Below are 21593 nucleotides of genomic sequence, written 5' to 3' on the forward strand. Positions count from 1 at the left end.
CCAATCAGCCGCCGCCAGCCCAGGGCCTTGTCAAGATGGCGGAACAGGACCTGCCCAAGTGCATGGGGCGACTCCCGCCGAGGTCAGCTGCCATATCGTCCCTGCCGAGCGCGGCTGCTCATCTGTCTGGCCGAGCCAGGCTTTGCCGCAACTTCATTGCAGCGGTGGCTGATTCCATGATGAATACCACTGCTACGGTAAAGGGTATGTGAACGTTCCTCTATCCGCTTTGCAAGTGGTAATGCGCTGTTGATAGACAACACACACCGGTGCAGGCCGTGGTGATCCGACGGCGGGCCCCGGGAAGCGACGGTGTCCAGCTCGTGAAGTGCGGTGTGATCAAGCGGTGTTGGCCGGACAGATGACTGACACGAGATGGCGCCCGAGACCTGCTTGATCATCGCGCGCTCGACGTTGGGGTACAACGACGGCACGACGCACCAGGCGCCGGTCAGGGCCACGGCCGCCGTCGAGGCCATCGGCGGGCGCCGGGGCACTGGAGAGACGATTACGGAGCGGGGGAACCGTGTCCAAGTGGGACATCAAGCCGGATGGCGTTCGTGGAGTCCTCAGCAGAACAGCCGAGGTCGGCGGCGAGTTCGAGGAAGAGTTCACGTCGTACGGCGAGGGCTTGCTGGGCGCCGCGACGTGTGCGGGAACGATGGTTCTGGGCGGGACCGAAATTCCCAAGGGGGGCGCGTTCGGCCCCGTGGCTCAGGCGTTGCAGGAGTTCCAGGACCATACGAACGGCGAATTGAAATTTCTTGCTGTTCGGACGGGGAAGTCCATCACCGGGGCACGCCTGGCCACTGAGGAGTACATCAAGGGCGATCTGGAGATGGCAAGGAACAAGCAGAAGGAGTACTCCAAGGCTCCGACTCCGGAAGAGTTGAAGGGGCTCAAGAAGTGATTGACCTGGAGAAGATACCGACCTTCACGGGCGATCTGGAGGCCTTGGAGACGCAGGCGACTTCACTGAAGACGACTGCCTCCAGCATTCGCGGTACGGGCAAGGACACTCACAACGCTTTCCAAGCCCTGGACGCGGTCTATGACGCTCCCGAGCAGGAGGAGTTGCTCAATTCGACCGTCCCGGTGCGGGACAAGGCGGATGAGTTCGCGAAAAAGCTGGAGTCCGTCAGTGGTGCGTTGACCGAGTTCGCGTCGACCGCCCGTCCGCTGGTGAACAAGATGAAGCATCTCCGCGAGGATGCGGAGAAATTCGTCGCGGAGAACAAGGAAGACGACGACTGGCAGAAGGACCAGGACAAGATCGACGAGAACGCGCGTCTTGTCCGTGAGGTCGGCACGACATGGGTGGCGTTCCAGGGCGTCGAGCGTGATGCGGCCAACAAGATCACTTCATTGGTGGACGGTACGCGCTTCGTTGTTGATGACGGGTCACACAAGGCCGGCATGTACGGCTTCAAGGAAAGCGACGTCAAGGACGCCAAGGAAACACCCTGGGGGACGGCCGACGAGCGTGAGTACACAGGCCTACGGGCTGCGTGGGAGTGGACGAAGGACCACGTCGGCGGTGGACTGAAGGGGTTCTTCGTCGACGGCGTCTGGGGCACGATCAAGGGCCTGGGCAGCATGGTCAACGTGTTCGACTGGGACAATTTCAAGAAGACCTGGTCGGGCGTCGGTAGTGTCTTCGGCGGTATCAGCGCCTACATCATCACGCCGTATGACTGGGCGATGGACAAGATGTTCGGCCCGGTCGACCACAGTGACCGGGAAAAGCAGAAGGCGGCTCTGCGCAACTTCGGCAAGTCGCTGGTCGCGTGGGACGAGTGGGACAAGGATCCCTCGCGGGCGTTCGGGGCCGTGCTTTTCAACGGTGCGACGCTCGGTTCGGGCTCATTGCTCAAGCTCGGCAAGGCCGGAAAGCTGGGTGTAGGCGCGGAGGCCGCGACCGTGCTGGGCAAGGCGGGCGCACTCGTCGATCCGATGAGTTACCTCGGCAAGGCGGCGGGTGTCACCAAGCTGAAGGTCGGCGACTTCATGGAGGGCCTGAAGGCCAGCCAGGCCGGTATCGACGACATGGCCCGCAACGCACCCACCGGGGCTCCGCCTCATACAGGTGGGGTGGACGCGCCCCCCGGCCATGAATACGTCGACCACGCGGGCAACAAGCGCATCATCGGCGATGATGCGTACATCAGGGACGAACACGGCAACGTCGTTCCCGATACGCAACCCGTCCGGGAGCCGCACAAGGACGACCTGCCCAACACGCACGAGACCACCCCCGGCGAGGAGAAGGTGCTCGAGGGCGCGGGCGGACCCAGCCGCGCGGAGAACACGGCGGGCCACCCGACCGGCTCGGCGCACCCGGGCGGTGGTTCCCACCTGACGGGTGGCGGTGGCACACACCACACGCCGTCCACGGGCGGCCACGCCGCGGACCGCCCAACCAGTGGCGGTTCGGGCAGCGGCGCGGGTTCGTACACGCCTTCCGGCGGTGGTCATGGCGAAACCCCGAGCACGGGCGCGAGCGGCCACTCGGAGAGCACCCATGGCGGCGACGGAGCCCACAGCAGCGACGCGGGCGGCGACAACCCTGCGTCCGGTTCCGCCGATCATGGATCCGGTGACGGTGCCGATGGCCAGGCGGAGAAGCACACGCCCGGCGGGGAGACGCAGGAGCACAAGGGAACAGGAACGTCAGACACTTCGGGTGAGACGGGCACAACGCCCGGCGATCGTGTGAACGAGCCGATTCCGGAGTTGACGGCGGAGGAAAAGGCGGCGCACTGGGGCCATCTAGAAGACGTGGAGAAGCGGGCTCCAGAGGAATTCGATCATCTGAAGCACGACCCGGATCACAAAAATCAGATCGATGACAAATCGATGGATGAGGCCCGGGTCGGTCTCGACCTCCGGGAGAGTGGACGCCTCCCGGAGGACATCCGCCGTCCGGAGCTAGCCGATAAGGGCGAGTTCTATTCCGAAACCACAGGTGAGTACTATGACATCAAGGGCGTCCACTCCGACTACCCTCCATTCAATAATGTGCGCGACAAGTCCCAGCCGTTCAAGGGTGCGTTCGACCCGGCCAATAATGAGGCATGGGTCAACAAACAGCTGACGAAGCAGATCGAAAAGCGTGGACGTATAGTAATTATTGACATCCGGAATGCAAATCAAGCGGCAATCGACAGCGTCAAGGCAGCTGTTGAAAGCCGCGGTTGGGGAGATCGTGTCATCTGGTACCCGTAAGAACTGGAAGCCGATCATGCTCCCCGCTGATCCGGAAGCCACCCGGCAACTGCAGGAATGGCTTGCCTCGGAGGAGCACAACCTCAACGGCATGGAGCGTGACTTCCGGGGCGCCGACCTCTCGGGCGGGGACTTCTCGAATGCGTGGTTCACCGACGCAATCCTGGTGGGTGTACGGCTTGTCGGCACGTCCTTCTACCGGGCCGACCTTCAGTCGGCCGATCTGACCGGAGCGGATCTGACCGGAGCTGATCTCGTCAGGGCGAACCTGGACGAGGCCGTGCTCCGATCGGCGCGGCTCGACGGGGCAGATATGGTCCGGGCTTCGCTGTGCGATGTCGACGCATCGGGAGCGAGTTTCCGCAAGACACGGTTTCTCGGTGCTTCGCTGATCGACACCGATATGAGGGGAGCAGACCTGACTGATGCTGTCCTTGACGAGAACTTCTTCGAGATCAAAGTCGACGACGCTACAGTGGTGCACGGCCTGACCGGCACCGTTTTCGGGCCGATCACCGTCTTCAGCGGCGAATCGTCCCGAGAGTTGGCCGACGCAGAACTCGAGGCGTGGATCGGTGCGCGCGGCGGACAGGTGCGAGTGATTCCTCCGCGCCGCCCATCACAATAGGGCCTGGCACGGTCCACTAGCCGGAATCCACGAATTCTACAGCAGGTGACTGGTTTCGCTGAATTGCTCGTTCTTTTGGTTTCGAAGTCAAGCGGCTCTTCGGGCGGCTCGTCGTGCGACGAACTCGGAGGAGCCACGAGCCGTACCATGCACCGCCATCGTGAATTGTGCGGCACGGATTTCGACAGTCGGCCGACGGACGACATCAACATCGTGGCCCATGACGCGCTCGGAAGTCCCCGTTACACCGGCCCCGCGTCCCCGGCCTCATCGCCTTGGTGAACGCCCCCGGAGAGCCCGAGATCGAGCGGTTGCCGGCTTGCGTGGTGCTGACAACCTGAGGGCCAAGCGGCGGAATACGGGACGGTGATCCGTGCCGCCGCGGACGGCAGCTCCGAGACGACAGCCGACCACCCGTGATCGGAGAAAACCTCACATGACCAAGGACGTGATCGCGCTCACCGAGCGCATGCCGGACGCGCTGAGCGTCCTGGCGGGCCTGCTCGCAGGCGGCCCAGACCTGCAGGTCGAGACCACAGGCGAGGGTGCCGTGGTCCAGCTGTGTGACGCCGAGGGGCGTCCGCTCGTCTCGATCGAGGTGCCGCTGCTGCTCCAGGTGCAGGGTGAGGCGGCCCGGTTGCTGGGGCCCGACGTCGGGCCGCTGGACGACGGTCCGGCGTGGTGGGTCGAGGCCCGCGCCGCCGCGGGCGTCCCCCAGGCCGAACAGCTCGCAGGTGCCTTCGCAGCCCGGCTGACCATGCTCCTGGGCGGCAGGGTCTGGCCACCGGATGCCCCCGGAACCGTCGGTGCGGCCCGCCCGGTCGATGTTTCGGGCGTCACTGCCGTACCAACCCCTGCTGCTGCCCAGCCGGCCGTCGACATGCTTACCGACAAGGCTGCCGTTGTTCTCCAGGACCGACCGGTCGTCCCCATGACCAGCTGGCTTTCCGAGGCGCTGCGGGCCACCGTGGACAGCGACCGATGCCTGCAGATCGTCACCCCACCGCACTGCCGTCTCTCCCTGCCCACCCGCATGCTGCTGCAGTCCACACCCTCGCGCTGGGTGGTCCAGGACGAGCGGTGCGGCTATTACGACGGGCTGACCGGCGCGGTACTGCGCTGGCAGGACGACGCCTTCTCCCCGGCCCGGGACGAAAGCGGCGAGACTCCGGTGGCAGAGGCCTTCGCAGAGGTTCGGCCCAGCGGCGAGCGTCAGCTCGTCGTTTCCTTCCGGACCCTGCACCTTCCCAGGGCGGACCTCGTTCTCGGCGGCGCGCTGGAAGCCGCCTGGCAGGCGCTGGCCGGTGGCCCGCCGGCCAGCTGGGGGACATCGGAGCCAGCCGGTCTGGCCTGGTCGAGGCGGCAGCTGACCGAGCTGGCGTACGAACGTGCCCCACGGCCCACCTGGACGGTGGTCGTCGGCGCCCCAAACCGGCCCGCCGTCGCCACCCTGCGCGTGATCCGTACCCCGGAGGGCGTGGAGGAGGACATCACCCTCACCATCGGCTACGGCCCCGGTGAGAAGCCGACCCTGGAGGCACTGCCGGAGCTGGCCGACGAACTCGTGACCCGGCACGGGCTGAAGACCATGCTGTGCCAACTGCGCGCGGCACGCCGGGACCTGAGCACCTCACCCCACTTCGAGCACCCGCCGCTGCCCTGCGCCTTCGTACTGGGCCCTGCGGAGGTCCGGGAGGCAGGACGCGACACCGCGAGCAGGACACCGCTCAAGGAACGCCCGGTGCAACTGGGCCCGAACGCCCGGCCCGGCTTCTACTACCCACTCGGTGACGGAGAGACCGCCGAGAGCTGGTACGCACTTGAGCAACTCTTGCGCCATCTGCGAGGGGCACCGCCCGCCTGAACAGTCACGCCTGGTGCGCTCGGTCGCGCGCTGTGTCCGACCGGAAGACGGACATGCTGGTGCCGACGTGCCCCGCGCAGGAGTGACGCCCCACTTCCCGGCTCTGCTGCCCACCAGCCCGGCGAGGCCCTGGGAACGGATACGTGGACGGCGGCACGCCAAGCTGACGCCCATACAACTGGGTCCAAGAACGCGGACGCCGCGTGAGCGAGCGCATCAAGACCGGTCGCCCTGCTGACGTCCGGCAGCAACGACATGACCGAGCTCTGCGGTAGCCAGGTCCGCATCGTCCCTCTCTGACCCACCAACCCGGAGCATGCAACTTGGCAGGCTCCGCTGCAATGGCACCACCCGTGCCCCATCCATGCCCAGCAGAGCGGACAACAGCGGTCATGTACGACTCCCAGGCGCCATAGCCAACCATCCCGCCCAGGGGAAAAGTGCAGGTCAAAGCGACTTTGGCCTGCCAAGCACCGCTGATTCCCGAGCTCAGAGCGCGAGTTCGACTCTCGTCACCCGCTCCATGAAAAGGCCCCAGGCCGACGGCCTGGGGCTTCCTCTTTGACAGCTTCACTCTTGGCGGAACGGCGCCGGTCGACCCCTCTGCCTGCCCGCGGGAGCGTACGTCCGCGGATCGCGGAGCCCGCCGCTGGCTCTTCCTGGATAATCGAGCTATGGCAACACCGCCCGGTCTTTCTGATCTCCGCCGTGCCAAGTTTGCTCGGCGTCTGCCCGCAGCGCTGTCCGACCTTGTCGGCCCCGAGCACGGCACAGTTAGTCTGCCGCTCCACCTGGCATGGTCGGGGCTCACTGCGTTCGACCTCGATCAGCCCCGGCTGCGGATGAGCTACTACCGCATCGTCCTGGCCGAGGGGCAGCACGACGACCTGGTCCGGTACCTCAATCACGACCTTCTCGTCAGCCTGTGGCCCACACTGCGCACACTGGTCAGCCGTGATGTCCGCGCGGTCTGGGAGAGCTCCTTCGATGAGCTGGCTCACAGCGTTCAGGCCGCTGCGTGAACCTGACTGAACTGCACCGTCGCCTGCTTGCAGACGTGCTCGCTGTGGGCGGTGATTACCCTCTGGCGCTCACCGGTGGCTACGCGGTACAAGCACACGGCCTGGTCGACCGACTCAGCCAGGACCTTGATGTCGCGACCGAGAACCCGGGTCGCATGGAGGACATCGCTACTGCCGTGCGCACTGGACTGGAGCAGCTCGGGTGGCGCGTAAGAGCCCTGGAGACAGACCCTCTGTCCGCGCGCCTGATCGTCACTGATACCGCCAGCCGTGAAGAGTGCGAGGTCGACATCCTCAAGGAGGCACTGTGGCGGCCTCCTGTGCTCACCGAGCACGGCTTGGTTCTGTCCCTCGAAGATGTCGTCGGCACCAAGGTCCGCGCACTGGCCGACCGTGGGCTCGCCAGGGACCTGATCGACGTACAGGCCGCCGCGAACCGCTGGAGCCCCGTCGAACTCGAAGAGCTCGGACGACGTCACGCCCGCGACACTTTCGACCTCAGCGAACTTCAGGCACGGCTGGGCGGAGCCGACTGGATCGACGACACGGAATTCGCCGTGTATGGGCTCGACGAGCAAGCAATCATCGCGTTGCGGCAGTGGGCACAGGCATGGGCCGACGACATCGGCGAACGGCTTCAGGAGCTTGAGGATCCGCACGAAGACTGATGCCTCGCGGATGACGACCGCTCGGCAAGGAGGCAGTTCGCGACTGCCAACCCTCAGTTGCCGTGCCCTATCCGTGCCCTCCGGAGCGGACAACAGCGGTCAGGCACGGGGCGCACTGAGACCACACCAGCCTCATGGCTCCGAGCCAGGCATAGCAGGCCAGAGGCGTTCCAACCGCGCAAGCGCCCGTGCTTCCCACGCTCAGAGCGCGGGTTCGATTCTCGTCACCCGCTTCATGAGAAGGCCCCAGGCCAGCGGCCGGGGGCTTCTTTGTTGTCTGGACCAGTTCAGCGTCCCGCACCAGATCCGCACCAGAAGACTTCTCGTCGCCCTTCTCGCGGGCAGCGCGCACGAGGTCGTCCAGCCCGCTCGCCGCTTCCTGCTGTCGTTCAAGATTTGAGTGCTGGTAGATCAGCGCAGCCTTCTCTGACGACTGGCTGGCACGAACCATCGCGCCCCTGGGGGTGGCCTTTGATCAGGGCGAGAGCGTACGGCTGGCATGCCGGAGGCCGCAGAAGCGCAAGCTACCGGGTAGGCCGACCCGAGCCTTGCACCACCACCAGTTGCCAAGGGTTCGCCCTCAGACGTTTGGCACCACACTCCGACTCGCCGGACCGAGGACGAGTACCCAGTCACCGGAACCACGCCGCCAACACACCAGAACACGACACCCCACAGACAGCAGCGCCACCGGCACACCCCAGAACCAGCCCGACACCACCGCCCAACCCAGAAACCGAAAATCAAGCGTCCGGAAAATGAGAGGTACGAGGCGAGAGGGCTCCGCCGCCCGAGGGAAGCAGATACGGATGAGTTCCATTCTGAGACCACCGGAAAGTATCACGGCATCAAGGCTACCCATTCACCCTGACCCCTTTCGGTAATGCACTTAATCCGGATGCACTAATCCACCAATCCCCCAGCACACATAAACCGAGTAAAGACACCCAGACCTGGATCAATATGTTCACGGGACAGATTACCGAAAAGCATCGCGTAGTCATTGCTGACCTCCGGAACGAGAATCAAGTGGCAATCGACAGCATGAAAAGCATCTTCAAAGACCACGGTTGGGGAAATCATGCCATCTGGCACCCGTAAGGAATGGGAGCCAACCGCTTTCCCGGCCGGCCCTGAAGCGACACGTCAGTTGCGTGAATGGGTTGCCGAGGAGGGCTACAGCCTCTTCGGCGTCGAGCAGGACTTCCGGGGCGCCGATCTCTCGGGCGGCGACTTCACGAAGGCGTGGTTCACCCAGGCGGTCATGGCGGGCGTACGGCTCGTGGGAGCGACTTTCTACCGCTCCGACCTTCAGTCAGCGGATCTCACCGGCGCGGATCTCACCGGTGCCGACCTTGTCAGGGCGAATCTTGACGGGTCCGTACTACGGTCGGCGCGGCTCGACGGTGCCGACATGACCAATGCCTCGTTGCAAAGAGTCGATGCGTCGGGAGCAAGCCTCAGAGGAACGCGGATCATGGGCGCCTCTCTCTTCGGCGTTGATATGAGGGGATCGGATCTGACCGACGCCTTGCTGTTCCAGAACACCTTCAAGGTCGCTGTCGACGACACCACGGTGGTGCGCGGCCTGACCGGCACCGTTTTCGGGCCGATCACCGTCTTCAGGGGCGAATCGTCCCGAGAGCTGGCCGACGCGGAACTTGAGGCGTGGATCGCTGTGCGAGGCGGACAGGTGCGAGTGATCCCTCCGCGCCGCCCGTCACCATAGGGCCTGGAACGGTCCATTAGCCGGAATCCACGAATTCCGCAGCAGGCGACTGGTTCGCTGGGCCGCTCTTCTTGTGGTCTCGAAATCGAGAGGCTCATCGGGCGATGAGACCAGGGGTGACAGGAGCCGTCCGAATACTCTGCCGTCATGGATTCTGCGGATTAGTCTTCCCAGCTGGACGGTGGTCGTCGGCGCCCCGGGCCGGGCCGCCGTCGCCACGCTGCGCGTGATCCGCACCCCGGGAAGGCGGGGAGGACAGCACCCTCACCGTGGGCCACGGCCCCGGTGAGAAGCCCGTCCTGGAGGCACTGCCCGGAGCTGGCAGACGAACCCGCCTGAACCATCGTGCCCGGTGCGCTCGGTCGTGCGCTCGGGCGTGCGCTGCGTACGGCCGCAGGACGGACGTGCTGGTGCCGACGCGCCCCCGCGCCTCCTGCCTCGACGCTCCGCCCGGTGGCGAACGGTGCCGGAGCAGGAGTCTGGCGGGGGCACGTCCGTCAGGCCGAGGCCAGCGGGTCCACCGCGTACGTGACCCGGATGACACCGTCCGGATGCCGTTCGGCGCGGGCGCGGACGCCGAAGACCTCGTGCAGCAGGCCAGGGGTGAGGGCGTCGAGGACCGGTCCCGCGGCGACCGCACGGCCGCGGTGAAGGACGACGAGGCGGTCGCAGAACCGGGCGGCGAGGTCGAGGTCGTGCAGCGCCGCGAGGGTCGTGACGCCCGTCTCGCGGATCAGGCCGAGGAGTTCGAATCGGGCGCGGATGTCGAGGTGGTTGGTGAGTTCGTCCAGGACAAGGAGTTCCGGGGTCTGAGCGAGGGCGCGGGCGAGCAGGACCCGCTGGCGCTCGCCGCCGGAAAGGGAGGCGAGGCCGCGGCCGGCGAGCGACGCGATGCCGCAGTTCTCCATCGCCGCGGCGACGGCGTGCCGGTCGCTCTCGCCGTCACGTCCCAGCATTCCGTGGTGCGGGGTGCGGCCGAGCGCCACCGTCTCGGCGACGGTGAGGCCGCCCGCGCCCGCCCCGTCCTGGAGGACGGCGGCGACGTAACGGGCGGCGGCCCGCGTGGAGAGCCGCCACAGGTCCCGGCCGCCCACCTCGACGACCCCCGCCACGGGCCGCCGTGAACGGTAGACGGACCGCAGCAGGGTGGACTTGCCACTGCCGTTGGGGCCGACGAGACCCACGATCTGGCCCGGTTCCACGTCAAGTCCCACGTCGTGCAGGACCGGCGCGCCGTCGAGGGTGACGTGGAGGCCGTTCACAGTGAGTCTCATACGGTGTCGAGCCCCTTGTCGCGGCGCAGTAGCCAGAGGAAGAACGGTGCGCCGAGCAGTGCGGTGAGGATGCCCAGCGGCAGCTCGTTGGGGCGGTCGACGGTGCGGGAGAGCAGATCGACCAGGACGAGGTGGACCGCCCCGAGGAGGGCGCTCAGCGGGAGCAGTCTGCGGTGGTCGGCGCCGAGGGCGAGACGTACCAGGTGCGGGATCATCAGGCCGACGAAGCCGATTCCGCCCACGACGGCGATGACGGTCCCGGTCAGGAGCGCGCTCACCACGAGCAGCACCGCACGGGTGCGGTGCACGTCCACGCCGAGCGAGGTCGCCGACTCGTCCCCGGCGAGCAGCGCGTTCAGGCGCCGCCCGAAGAGGGCGAGCAGGGTCACCCCGGTCGCCACCACGGCGGTGACGGCGGGCAGTTGGCCCCACCGGGCGCCGGACACACTGCCCAGCATCCAGAACATGACACCCCGTAGCTCGGTCGGTGTGGCCCTCAGCTGCACGAAGCTCGCCGCCGACAGCAGCACATAGCCGACCGCGACCCCGGCGAGGACGAGCCGGGTGGGCGCGAGCCGTCCCCGGCGTTGCCCGAGGGCGAAGACCAGCACCCCTGCCAGGAGTGCTCCCACGAACGCCGCCCCGGAGACGCCGAGTCCGCCGAGTCCCGCCCCTCCGGTCGTCGTCACCAGGACCGCGCCCAGCGACGCCCCGTGCGAGATCCCGAGGACCGTGGGGTCGGCGAGCGGGTTGGAGACGAGGGTCTGGAGGACGGCGCCGGAGACGGCGAGTCCCGCCCCCGCCACCGCGGCGAGGACGACACGCGGGGTACGGAACTGCCAGACGATCTGGTCGAGGGCTACGTCGTCCACGGGCCCCTCGCCGGTGACGTGGTGGACGAGAACCCTCCACACGTCGGCGACCGGCACGTTGACCGTGCCGATCCCTACGGCGAGAACCATCGAGACCAGGAGCACGACGGCGAGGACGAGGACGCAGGCCCCTAGCGGCACACGCCTCAGAAGGCTTCGGGGTGCAGCATCCTGGCGATCTTCTCGACCGCCAGGTCGTTGCTGGGGCCGAGGTACATCGAGTCGGACAGCACCACGAACGTGTTCTTCCCGGCTGCGGGCCACTGGGGGAACTCCTTGAGCAGCTTCTTCGCGTATCCCGTCGGGTCCGGGTCGTTGTAGCTGACGACCACGAGGGCGTCGACTTCGGTGGCGGCGACCTCCTCCTTGCTGAGGTCGGCGAAGGAGGTCTTCGACGCGCTCGCGAAGGCGTTGCTGCCGCCGGCCTTCGCGAGGATGTCGTTGTAGATGCCGTGGGCGGCGACGGCGCTGAAATCGTTGTTGCCCATGGTCATGTGGGAGAAGACGACCATGACCTTGGGCCTCTTCGCGGCGCCGACCTTCTCCGCCACGGCGGCGATGTGCTGCCGTTCTCGCGTGACGAGCTTTTCGGCCCGGTCCTCGACGCCGAAGACCTTGCCCATGTCGCGCAGCAGCGTGTAGCTGTCGTCGATCGTCATGTTCAGGTTGTCCTGGCCACAGCCCTCGGGCGAGATGTAGGAGTTCGCCCCGATCTCCTGGAGCTGCTCGCGGGTGGCGAAGCCGTTCTTCGCGTCGAAACCGTAGGACGTGGTGGAGAGGACGAAGTCGGGACGCAGACCGATCATGGCCTCGCGCGGTATGTCGATGACGTCGTTCGGCTTCACCCCGCCCGTGGGCAGTTCCCTTATCCGATCGGCCCGCCCGGGAACCTCGGACATGCCGTAGGACTGCTGGTTGGAGACGATCCGGTCCTCCTGGCCGAGGGCGATCAGCGCGGACACCTCGGCGACGGACGCCCCGTTCATCACGACGACCCGGTCGGGGGCCTTGTCGAACCTCTGCTTCAGCCCGCAGTTCTCAAGCGTGACGGGGTACGCGCCCCGCGCGGCGGGGGGCGCCTTCCCGGCGGCGTCCGTCTGCCTGCCGTCCGCGCCGGATCGACTGCCCGGTTCCGCGCAGCCGGCCACGGTGAGACACAGGAGGGCGGCGAGGGCGAAGGCCGCCGGCCTGGGTGTCGGCATGGGGTTTCTCCTCGGTGATCGAGTGGGGCGCTCGGAGGCGCTGTTGCAGGAGTCGGCAGCGGGGGCGGGGAAGTTCCCGGCGGTCACGGGGGACGCGCGCGGCTGCCTCAACGCCGACTCGGCCCACCCCTTACGTCCCGGCGGTCGCGGGGGACGTGCCGTAGGCGCACCGGGCGGGCGCATGACGGCGTCGGCCCTGACATGACACGTCTCACCCCTCACCCGCGGGAACTCGGGCGCCTCTCGCGCCGACTCCTGTACGTCACCGTCCCCACCGGCCCACGTACGAGGAAGAATCGATGACCGAGACCACGCCTGCCGCGTCCCCGCCACCCCGGCAACGCCCGGCCGAGGAGTGCGCCACGCCCGCGTCGAGCAGCGGCGGGGGCGCGTGGAACGGGCTGCGCCCCCTTCTGCTCCGCCTGCACTTCTACGCGGGCATCCTCATCGGCCCGTTCCTGCTCGTCGCCGCCGTCACCGGGCTGCTCTACACGGCCACCCCGCAGATCGAGTCCGTCGTCTACCGCCACGAGCTGGAGGTCACCCCGCGCGGTGCGCCGAAGCCGCTCACCGCCCAGGTGGACGCCGCCCGCCAGGCGATACCCGGCGGACGGCTCGTCTCCGTCACCAAGGGGGCCGGGGACAGCGACACGACCCGGGTCACCTTCGACGTCGAGGGGTTGCCGGAGGGCTACACCCAGACCGCCTTCGTCGATCCGTACAACGCTCACGTGCGGGGCACGCTGCGTACGTTCGGCGAGTGGCTGCCCGTGCGTTCCTGGTTCGACGGCCTGCACCGCACCCTGAACCTCGGCGACTTCGGCCGCAACTACAGCGAGATCGCCGCGAGCTGGCTGTGGGTCGAGGTGCTCGGCGGACTCGCGCTGTGGCTCGGGGCACCGCGGGGCCGTGAGCGGCTGCGCGGGCTGTTCGTACCGCGCCGAGGCGCGCGGGGGCGCAGGCGCACACTGTCCTGGCACGGGGCGGTCGGGCTGTGGGTGTCGGCCGGTTTCCTCGCGCTCTCGGCGACCGGGCTGACCTGGTCGGCGCACGCGGGCGCGAACATCGGCAGGATCCAGGACTCACTGGGCGGTTCGGCTCCCTCCGTCTCCTCGGCCCTCGGTCACGGCACGCGCGACGGCAGCCCGGCGGAGGCGGAACCGGGTGCTTCCTCCAAGGCGGCCGCCCCGGACATCGGTCTCGACGGAGCCCTCCGCGTCGCCCGTGCCGAGGGACTGCGCGGCAAGCTCGTCATCACCCCGCCCGCGGACACCGCAAGCGCGTACGTCGTCCGTGAGAACACCCGGCACTGGCCGGAGCAGCAGGACTCGCTCGCGATCGACCCGGCCACCGGCACCATCACGGACAGGCTGGCCTTCGACGACTTCCCCGTCCTCGCCAAGCTCACCCGCTGGGGCGTAGACGCCCATATGGGCCTGCTCTTCGGTCTCGCCAACCAAATCGTTCTCGCGCTCATCGCCCTCGCGCTCATCGGGATGCTCGTCTGGGGCTACCGCATGTGGTGGCTGCGCAGGCCCACCCGGGCGGACGGGGCGCGGCTCGGCCGTCCCCCGGCGCGGGGGGCCTGGCGCCGGGTGCCGGGCAGGGTCATGGCGCCGCTCGTCGTCGTGGCCGCCGTCCTCGCCTACTACCTGCCGCTGTTCGGGCTTCCCCTGGTCTGTTTCCTGCTCGGGGACCTGGCGGTCGCGCGGATACGCGGAAGCGAACACACGTGCGCCCCAGCGCGCACCGGGACATCGAAGGAGACGGCCCGATGATCGCCGCCACCGGACTGCGCTGGATTCTGACACTGCTCTTCTGCGCGCTCGCCGCCTACGGGCTGTGGCGTGCCCTCGCGGCCCGCTCCCCACGGTGGTCCGCGCGGCTCTCCCACGGCCTGCACGCGGTCATGGCCCTCGCCATGTTCGCGATGGCCTGGCCCTGGGGCATGGACCTGCCCGGCACGCCGCAGGTGGTCTTCTTCTCCGCCGCCGCGGCCTGGTTCGTGCTGGTCCCGCTCGCCTCGCGAAGCGGCCCGGAGCCCCGGGGACGCGCCCTCGCGAACGCGCTGCCGCACACCGTGATGACCGGAGCGATGGCGTGGATGGTCGCCGCCATGTCCTCGGCCATGTCCGTGGGGGCGACGGGCGGGGGCCACGCGCACGACATGCCCGGGATGGACATGGCGTCCCCGGGCGCGACCGCGACGATGACGCTCGACTCCACCGGCGACCGCTGGAGCGCCGCCCTGCTCGCCCTCATCCTGCTGGCGCTCGCGCTGTGGTGGCTCGCGAAGGGCTTCGACACCGGCCGCTCTGTGCCCCGCACGACGAGCGGCACTGCCTCGGCCAGCACGGTGCACGCCGCGTGGGACCTGGGCTGTCACGGGCTGATGGCGCTGGGCATGGCGGTGATGTTCGCCTTGATGGTGTGATCCGCGTGGCGGTCATGTCCGTCTTGATCGTGCGCTCCACGTGGCGGTCATGTCCGCCCTGATGGAGCGCTCCACGTGGCGGTGCCGTCCGCCTTGATCGTGTGACGTCCGCCCTGACGGTGTGCCGTCCGCCTTGATCGTGTGTCGTCCGCCCTGGGGTGTGTTCCGCAGGGCGGACCGACGGCGGGCTCCGTGAGGTCGGCGTCGACCGGCCCCGGTCACGGCACGCCCGGACCCGGCACCCGCACGCGCCTCGGACCACGGTGTTCCTGAGGCGCGCGTGACAGGCGCCCGTTATGTGAGGCAGGTCACCCGCATGTGAGGGAACTCTCGTCCCGGCCCGGCCGACCCCTGGACCGTACGACCCTCACTCTCGCCGGAGCCTTCTCATGGACCACTCGGTGACGCCTTCCGCCGGACGGCGTACCACCCCCGTGCCGTACGCGGCGCTCGCGGGTTTCCTCCTTCTGCTCGCCGCGCTCTTCGCCGTGTCGTACGGAGCCGGGAGCCTCGCCGGACCGGTCGCCCCCGGCCTGCGCGGGGATGCGTACCAGGACGGCTCCCCCGGCTCGCACGACATGGAGGACATGCGAGATACCCGGGACACGGGCGGGATGAACGGGATGGACCACTGATGCGCCGGGAGAGCGTTCCGCGCTCCCTCACCACGACCGATCTGGTCGTGGGCGGCATGACGTGCGCGGCCTGCGTGCGCAGGGTCGAGAAGAAGCTCGGCGCCCTGGAGGGCGTACGCGCCACCGTCAATCTCGCGACCGGCACGGCCCGCGTCGAACACCCGGCGGGCCTCGGTACGGACGCGCTCGTCGCCGCCGTCGAGAAGGGCGGGTACACCGCCCGCCTCCCCGAACCGGCCGTGTCCGGGACGGACCGCGAGGACGAGGAGACCGGCCCCGGTGTCCCGCAGCGGCTGCTGGTGACCGCGCTGCTCGCCGTCCCGGTCCTCGTCCTGTCGATGGTGCCCTCACTCCAGTTCCGCAACTGGCAGTGGCTGTGCTTCGTGCTCACCGCACCCGTCGCCCTCTGGAGCGCGTGGCCCTTCCACGAGCGGGCCTGGCGCGGGCTGCGGCACGGTGCGGCGACGATGGACACGCTCGTCTCGCTCGGTGTCCTCGCCTCCTTCGGCTGGTCCTCGTACGCGCTCTTCCTCGGCGGTGCCGGTGTCCCCGGCATGCGGATGCCCTTCACCCTGCTGCCCTCCGCGTCCGACGGGATGGCGCACGTCTATCTCGAAGCGGCGGTCGGCGTCCCGCTCTTCGTCCTCCTCGGCCGGTATCTGGAGGCCCGTGCCCGGCACGGCACCTCGGCCGCCCTGCGGGCACTCGCCGAACTCGGCGTGAAGGAGGTGACGGTGCGGGACGGGACCGTGGAGCGCACCATCCCGGCCGAACGCCTCGTGGTGGGCCAGGACTTCCTCGTACGGCCCGGGGAGCGGGTCGCGACGGACGGCGTGGTCGTGGAGGGCGCGTCCGCCGTGGACATGTCCCTCGTGACCGGAGAGACGCGGCCGGTGGAGGTCGCGCCCGGTTCCGCCGTCACGGGCGGCGCGGTCAACGCGGGCGGACTGCTTCTCGTCCGCGCGACGGCCGTCGGCGCCGACACCCAGCTCTCCCGCATCACGGACCTCGTCACCGAGGCCCAGGCCGGGAAGGCCCGGGCCCAGCGGCTCGCCGACACCGTGGCCGGGGTCTTCGTGCCCGTCGTCCTCACCCTTGCCGTCACCGTGCTCGGCTTCTGGCTCGGCGCCGGTGCGGACCCGCAGCCCGCCTTCACGGCGTGCGTCGCCGTCCTCGTCGTCGCCTGCCCCTGCGCACTCGGGCTCGCGACCCCCACCGCGCTCATGGCGGCCACCGGCCGGGGCGCCCAGCTCGGCGTGCTGGTCAAAGGACCGCAAGCCCTCGAAGCCCTCCGGCGGATCGACACCGTCATCCTCGACAAGACCGGCACGCTCACCTCCGGACACCTCACCGTCACCGCCCTCACCGCGCGCGCGAAGGGCCCCGGCGCGCCGGAGGTGCTGCGCCTCGCGGCAACCGTCGAGAGCGGCTCCGAGCACCCGCTCGGCCGGGCGCTCCTCCGTCACGCCGAGCGCGTCCTCCCCGAGGGCGCGGTACGGCCCGGCGCGCTCAGCGGGTTCACCGCCACGCCCGGCAGCGGCGTGCGCGGACACGTGGACGGCCAGCTCGTCGAGGTCGGCGCCCCCGGGGGCGAACTGCCCGAGGAACTGGACATGGCACTCGCCGCCGCCCTGGAAGCCGCCCACACCCCCGTCCTGGTACGGATCGACGGGCAGCCGGAAGCCGTCCTCGCGCTCGGCGACGTCGTACGTCCCGGCAGCTACCACGCCGTGGACCGGCTCCGCCGGCTCGGCGTGCACCCCGTCCTCGCCACCGGGGACCGGGAGGAGCCGGCGCGGGCCGTCGCCGCCACGCTCGGCATCGACGAGACGTACTCCCGCTGCACCCCCGAACGCAAAGCGGAACTCGTCCGCGCGCTGCGCGCCGAGGGGAAGCGGGTCGCGGTCGTCGGGGACGGTGTCAACGACGCGGCGGCACTCGCCGGGGCCGACCTCGGCATCGCGATGGGCACCGGCACCGACGTCGCCATCGGCGCCGCCGATGTCACGCTCGTACGCGACGACATCGAAGCCCTCGCCGATGCCGTACGCCTCGCCCGCCGCACCCTCGCCACCATCCGCGGCAACCTGCTGTGGGCCTTCGGCTACAACGTCGTCACCCTCCCGCTCGCCATGGTGGGCCTGCTCAACCCGATGCTCGCCGCCGCCGCGATGTCCCTCAGCTCGGTCCTCGTCGTCCTCGGCAGCCTGCGCCTGCGCCACTGGCAGCCCACGGCGGCGGCGGCCGTCGCGCGGCGGCGCCGCTCACCGGGGGCGGCGCTCTGATGCCCGTCACCTCCGCGCGCCTGCGCGCCCCGCTCGCCGCCGCGGGCATTCCCGTCCTCGCCTGCGGTCTCGCCCTCGCCGGCCTCGGCGCCTGGACGGCGAGCGGACGTGCCGGAAGCCCGCCGCACGTGGCCGTGACGAAGGCGTACGTCTTCCAGCCGTTCGGCTCGGCCCAGGAGACCGCCGCCTTCTTCACCCTCACCAACGACGGCGGCTCAGCCGACCGGCTCGTGGAGATCACCTCGTCCGGCACGACCGCGCCTCCCGCGCTGAGCGAACACCGCATGACGTCCTCCGGGGCCGCCTACCGGCGGCCGGTGGCCTCCGCCGACGTTCCGGCCGGGGACGGACTCACGATGACCCCGCACGGGATCGACGTGACCGTACGGCCGAAGGGCGTGTGGCGGCCCGGCGACGAGATCTCCTTCACGCTGCGTTTCGCGTACGGGAAGCCGCTCAGGGTCCGGGCGGTGGTGGTCCGCCCGGGTACGCGGACGGACCGCCCCGGCCTGCCCTAACGGCGTGACCCGCACCACCGGCTGTTCCCCCCGCATATGCCGGAACTCGGCCCCGACGGGAAGGTTTCCGGCATTGACGGCATGCCGGACGACCCACCGTGTCGCCCGGCCCCCCGCGATGGGAGGATGAGGCTTCATGGAAGCGGGACCGGTCGGACGCGGGGTGCGGGCGGCGATGTTCGCCGCCGTCTCCGTCACGCTCGCGGCGACCGGACACGTCCTCATGTCCGAGGCCCCGCTCCCTTTCTGGGTGCTCGCCACCGGTTTCCTCGCCCTCGCGGTCCCCGGCTGGTGGTTCGCCGCCCGCGAGCGCGGCCCCTGGCTCGTCACGGGCCTCGCCGTCGTCACCCAGGGCGTGCTGCACAACGCCTTCGCCGCCGCCCAGTCCGCCCTCGGAACCGTCGCGGCCCCGGTCACAGGGGTCGCCGCCGGAGCGGCCGGGGCGTCGACGGACCCCATGGCCGGCATGCATCACATGGCCGGCATGCCCGCCATGGCCGGCATGGACCACACGGCCGCGACCGGCACGCTGACCGGCATGGACCACGCCTCCGCCGCGGGCCCCATGGACTCGATGGCCCAGATGGGTCACATGGCTCCCCTGAGCCACATGGGCCATGACATGGCCGGGATGTCCTCGACGGGAATGCTCGCCGCGCACGTCCTCGCCGCCCTTGTCTGCGGCATCTGGCTGGCCCGCGGCGAACGCGCCGCCTTCCAGGTCCTGCGCGCGGTCGCGGGCCTGCTGCTCACCGCGCTGCACCCCCTCCTCACCGCACCGCTGCCAGCCCCGCGCCGCCGCCTGCGCCCCCGCCGGGGCCTGAGCGACCGGCTGCCGCTGGGCCTGCGGTGCGCCCGCACACGGGACCGGCGCGGACCGCCCGGGGTGCTCGCCGCGTTCTGAGAACGCGGCAGGCATTCCGGAGGACGTCCACCCTCCGGCGCACGACCGGTCGCCGACCGGCTCGTCGCCGTACCCGCGCACAGCGGGAGTCCTCCGGCACACCCGGCCCCGAAGGGCCCGGGTGCCCCATTCACCGGAAACCCGGATCCGTCCCTCGCACCACGACGCGCGCCGTCGCCCTGACGCGCCCCGCGCTGCCACCGGACGCCCGGGTGCCGGACCGATCCGTGAAGGACACATCTGGCGATGAACACCACGCCGCCCGCCCCGCGCGGGTCACAGTGCGCCTCCGTTCCACGCGACAGGACCGAGGCGGACGCCGCCGCGACCGGCTGGGCGCTCGCCGCCGGTGCCGGGGACCGCGAGGCCGCCGACGCCTTCGTACGGGCCCTGCACCGCGATGTCGTGCGGTACGTGGCCCACCTGTCCGCCGACCCGCAGGCCGCCGAGGACCTCGCGCAGGACACGTTCCTGCGCGCGCTGCGCACTCTGCACCGCTTCGAGGGCCGCTCGTCGGCACGCACCTGGCTCCTCACCATCGCGCGCCGCGCCGTCGTCGATGACTTCCGCAGGGCCGCCGCGCGGCCCCTGCTCGCGGACACCGACGACTGGCGTACGACCGTCGAGCGCGCCCAGCCGACGGGGCTGCCCGGCTTCGAGGACGGGGTGGCCCTCCAGGAACTCCTGGCCGCGCTCCCGTACGACCGCCGACAGGCGTTCGTCCTCACCCAGTTGCTCGGGCTCTCCTACGCGGAGGCCGCCCGTGCGGCGGACTGCCCGGTCGGCACGGTCCGCTCCCGGGTGGCCCGCGCGCGCACCGCGCTGACCGCTCAGCTGGAGCGCGGAGAGACGGAGGCTCTGGCGCAGGCCGCCTGACGCGCACCGGGGCCGCTCCCGCGCCGGGGCGGCCCCGGTACCGCCGCGCGCAGCGCCGAGCGCCCCCTTGGCACCCGATCCGGCCCCGGACGCCGGTCCCCGGTCACGCGGCGGGACCGAGGCGGAGGACGGCAGGCCGGACGCGGTGGCGGCAGCCTGAAAGCCGCATCCGGCCGCCCACGAGCGGCGGCGCGGCACACGGGCCTCCAGCGGGCCACGCCCGCTCGCGGGGCGGCGAAGGACTTGGCGCGCGGCGGAGGGAACCGGGTAACGTCCTTGTCATGTTCTTCCAGACGCCGATTTACGAGTGAGAGCGTGACGGGCCCCTGCTGACGTCCTTCGGCGTCGCCGCGCCCGTCCCCCACCGTTGAATCCTCAGATCACTTCACCTCATTCCGGGAGAACCCATGACCGTGAGCAAGAACATCAACAACCCCGTGGGCATGGGCGGCGGCCAGCGCAAGAGGCTGTCCCGCGCCGAGCGGCAGAACAACGGCCCGCACCGCAACCTCGACCGCCAGGGTGCCGCCGACCGCAAGGCGGAGCTGGTGCGCAAGATGCGCGAGAAGGCCGACGCGGCCGAGGGCGCAGGGCAGACGGGCGACGACACCGCACAGAGCTGACGCCCCGCCGCGGCGGGGCGGCGCCGCCACGGACACGGCCACGGACGTACCCGGATGAGCCTTCGTACGCTGGCACCGGCTTCTCGTCGCTCCCCAGGACGCGGCGCCCTTGGGCCGATGACCGGGCGTGCCCCGGCGGCCGGGCCCAGCCGTGCGGACGGCCGGTCCGGTTCAGCTCTGTCGTCTGAGTTCCCGCACGGCCGCGGGCAGTGCGAGACACAGGGCGAAGGAAGTCGCGAAGCCGCCTCCCCCTGCCAGCACGACATCAGTGGTGCCGACGCCTGAGCGCAGTACCAACAGGCTCACAACAAGGCCGACCACCATGGAGCAGGCGACGTACAGCGCCAGCCACAGCTGCCACGTACGTTCGGAACGGGCTGCCGATTCGGGCATGGAACCGATCCTTTCGAGGGTCACGGGCGAGAAGAAGGCAGGACGGACAAGGGGAAGACAGCGGTGACAGGCCGCCGCAGTGGCCCGGCTCACCTCCTGAATCCCGGAGCGTCACTCGCGCTCCCACCGGTCGTTCCCGGCAGGAGAACCGGGGCAGGAGCCGGGCTACGATCGCGCGGGCCGCCCCGGAGCACACACCGCCGACCGCTGCGAGCACGAAAGGCGACGGGCCTTGCCCGTCCTGCCGCACCGCGGCGCGGCGGGCACCTCGTGTGGTGATGCCATGGCTCCTCCTCCCGTACACCGGCGTGTTGTTGCGCCTCCTGGTCCAGTCTTCACAGCCCCGCCGTCAGGAAGACACGCCTTGTCAGAGCCTGGCGAACTTTGACACGATCCGGGAGGGAAGCCCGCAGCCTGGAGGGGTAGACAATTTTTGACAGC

20 protein-coding genes are annotated in these 21593 nt (G+C 69.6%); 16 read left to right on the plus strand and 4 right to left on the minus strand.

Annotation, left to right across the window (positions count from 1 at the left end):
* Positions 1-526 precede the first annotated feature (526 nt).
* The 8 genes from ACFVWY_RS00360 to ACFVWY_RS00395 all read left to right on the plus strand — a co-directional run bounded on the left by ACFVWY_RS00360 (position 527) and on the right by ACFVWY_RS00395 (position 9136).
* A complete protein-coding gene (locus ACFVWY_RS00360) occupies positions 527-910 on the plus strand; it encodes a DUF6507 family protein (protein ID WP_124719654.1) in 384 nt (127 codons plus the stop codon).
* A complete protein-coding gene (locus ACFVWY_RS00365; protein ID WP_389865542.1) occupies positions 907-3225 on the plus strand; it encodes a hypothetical protein in 2319 nt (772 codons plus the stop codon). The genes ACFVWY_RS00360 and ACFVWY_RS00365 overlap by 4 nt, the downstream gene beginning before the upstream one ends.
* Positions 3206-3853 (plus strand): pentapeptide repeat-containing protein, encoded by a 648-nt coding sequence (locus tag ACFVWY_RS00370; protein WP_389865545.1) that lies wholly within the window; start codon positions 3206-3208, stop codon positions 3851-3853. The genes ACFVWY_RS00365 and ACFVWY_RS00370 overlap by 20 nt, the downstream gene beginning before the upstream one ends.
* A 436-nt stretch (positions 3854-4289) precedes the next feature.
* Positions 4290-5717, plus strand: coding sequence for a DUF6177 family protein (locus ACFVWY_RS00375; protein ID WP_389865547.1), 1428 nt, complete (start codon positions 4290-4292; stop codon positions 5715-5717).
* 674 nt (positions 5718-6391) lie between these two features.
* Positions 6392-6739, plus strand: a complete 348-nt coding sequence (locus tag ACFVWY_RS00380; RefSeq protein WP_389865550.1) for a transcriptional regulator — start codon at positions 6392-6394, stop codon at positions 6737-6739.
* Positions 6736-7407 (plus strand): nucleotidyl transferase AbiEii/AbiGii toxin family protein, encoded by a 672-nt coding sequence (locus ACFVWY_RS00385; RefSeq protein WP_389865553.1) that lies wholly within the window; start codon positions 6736-6738, stop codon positions 7405-7407. Before ACFVWY_RS00380 ends, ACFVWY_RS00385 begins: the two co-directional genes overlap by 4 nt.
* A 235-nt stretch (positions 7408-7642) precedes the next feature.
* Positions 7643-7807: a hypothetical protein gene (locus tag ACFVWY_RS00390; RefSeq protein WP_389865556.1), complete on the plus strand. Its 165-nt coding sequence runs from the start codon at positions 7643-7645 to the stop codon at positions 7805-7807.
* A 681-nt stretch (positions 7808-8488) separates the two neighbouring features.
* Positions 8489-9136, plus strand: coding sequence for a pentapeptide repeat-containing protein (locus ACFVWY_RS00395; RefSeq protein ID WP_389865559.1), 648 nt, complete (start codon positions 8489-8491; stop codon positions 9134-9136).
* 497 nt (positions 9137-9633) lie between these two features.
* Here the strand turns inward: ACFVWY_RS00395 and ACFVWY_RS00400 are convergent, their stop codons facing one another.
* The 3 genes from ACFVWY_RS00400 to ACFVWY_RS00410 are packed head-to-tail and all read right to left on the minus strand — an operon-like array spanning position 9634 to position 12484.
* Complete coding sequence (locus ACFVWY_RS00400; protein WP_389865563.1) at positions 9634-10410, minus strand: ABC transporter ATP-binding protein; 777 nt, start codon at positions 10408-10410, stop codon at positions 9634-9636.
* On the minus strand, positions 10407-11372 hold the full coding sequence (locus tag ACFVWY_RS00405; protein WP_389866296.1) for a FecCD family ABC transporter permease: 966 nt from the start codon (positions 11370-11372) through the stop codon (positions 10407-10409). Before ACFVWY_RS00405 ends, ACFVWY_RS00400 begins: the two co-directional genes overlap by 4 nt.
* A gap of 56 nt (positions 11373-11428) precedes the next feature.
* A complete protein-coding gene (locus ACFVWY_RS00410) occupies positions 11429-12484 on the minus strand; it encodes an ABC transporter substrate-binding protein (RefSeq protein WP_389865564.1) in 1056 nt (351 codons plus the stop codon).
* 299 nt (positions 12485-12783) lie between these two features.
* Between ACFVWY_RS00410 and ACFVWY_RS00415 the strand changes: the two genes are divergently transcribed.
* From ACFVWY_RS00415 to ACFVWY_RS00450, 8 genes are all read left to right on the plus strand, one after another.
* Positions 12784-14262, plus strand: a complete 1479-nt coding sequence (locus ACFVWY_RS00415) for a PepSY-associated TM helix domain-containing protein (RefSeq protein WP_389865566.1) — start codon at positions 12784-12786, stop codon at positions 14260-14262.
* The gene (locus ACFVWY_RS00420; protein WP_389865569.1) at positions 14259-14918 is read left to right on the plus strand and encodes a DUF5134 domain-containing protein; all 660 of its coding nucleotides are present in this window, start codon (positions 14259-14261) and stop codon (positions 14916-14918) included. Before ACFVWY_RS00415 ends, ACFVWY_RS00420 begins: the two co-directional genes overlap by 4 nt.
* A gap of 389 nt (positions 14919-15307) precedes the next feature.
* Positions 15308-15553 (plus strand): hypothetical protein, encoded by a 246-nt coding sequence (locus ACFVWY_RS00425; RefSeq protein WP_389865571.1) that lies wholly within the window; start codon positions 15308-15310, stop codon positions 15551-15553.
* A complete protein-coding gene (locus ACFVWY_RS00430; RefSeq protein WP_389865573.1) occupies positions 15553-17838 on the plus strand; it encodes a heavy metal translocating P-type ATPase in 2286 nt (761 codons plus the stop codon). The genes ACFVWY_RS00425 and ACFVWY_RS00430 overlap by 1 nt, the downstream gene beginning before the upstream one ends.
* A complete protein-coding gene (locus ACFVWY_RS00435) occupies positions 17838-18356 on the plus strand; it encodes a copper chaperone PCu(A)C (RefSeq protein ID WP_389865574.1) in 519 nt (172 codons plus the stop codon). The genes ACFVWY_RS00430 and ACFVWY_RS00435 overlap by 1 nt, the downstream gene beginning before the upstream one ends.
* A gap of 136 nt (positions 18357-18492) precedes the next feature.
* A complete protein-coding gene (locus ACFVWY_RS00440; protein ID WP_389865576.1) occupies positions 18493-19260 on the plus strand; it encodes a hypothetical protein in 768 nt (255 codons plus the stop codon).
* 246 nt (positions 19261-19506) lie between these two features.
* Positions 19507-20136, plus strand: a complete 630-nt coding sequence (locus ACFVWY_RS00445) for a sigma-70 family RNA polymerase sigma factor (protein ID WP_389865578.1) — start codon at positions 19507-19509, stop codon at positions 20134-20136.
* Positions 20137-20543: 407 nt separating this feature from the next.
* Entirely contained in the window at positions 20544-20759 is a 216-nt protein-coding gene (locus tag ACFVWY_RS00450) for a DUF6243 family protein (RefSeq protein ID WP_389865580.1), read from the plus strand.
* Between the two features lie 171 nt (positions 20760-20930).
* Here the strand turns inward: ACFVWY_RS00450 and ACFVWY_RS00455 are convergent, their stop codons facing one another.
* Entirely contained in the window at positions 20931-21152 is a 222-nt protein-coding gene (locus ACFVWY_RS00455) for a hypothetical protein (protein ID WP_389865582.1), read from the minus strand.
* Positions 21153-21593 lie beyond the last annotated feature (441 nt).

Origin of the sequence: Streptomyces sp. NPDC058195 (assembly GCF_042883525.1) — a bacterium.
Lineage (GTDB): Bacteria > Actinomycetota > Actinomycetes > Streptomycetales > Streptomycetaceae > Streptomyces.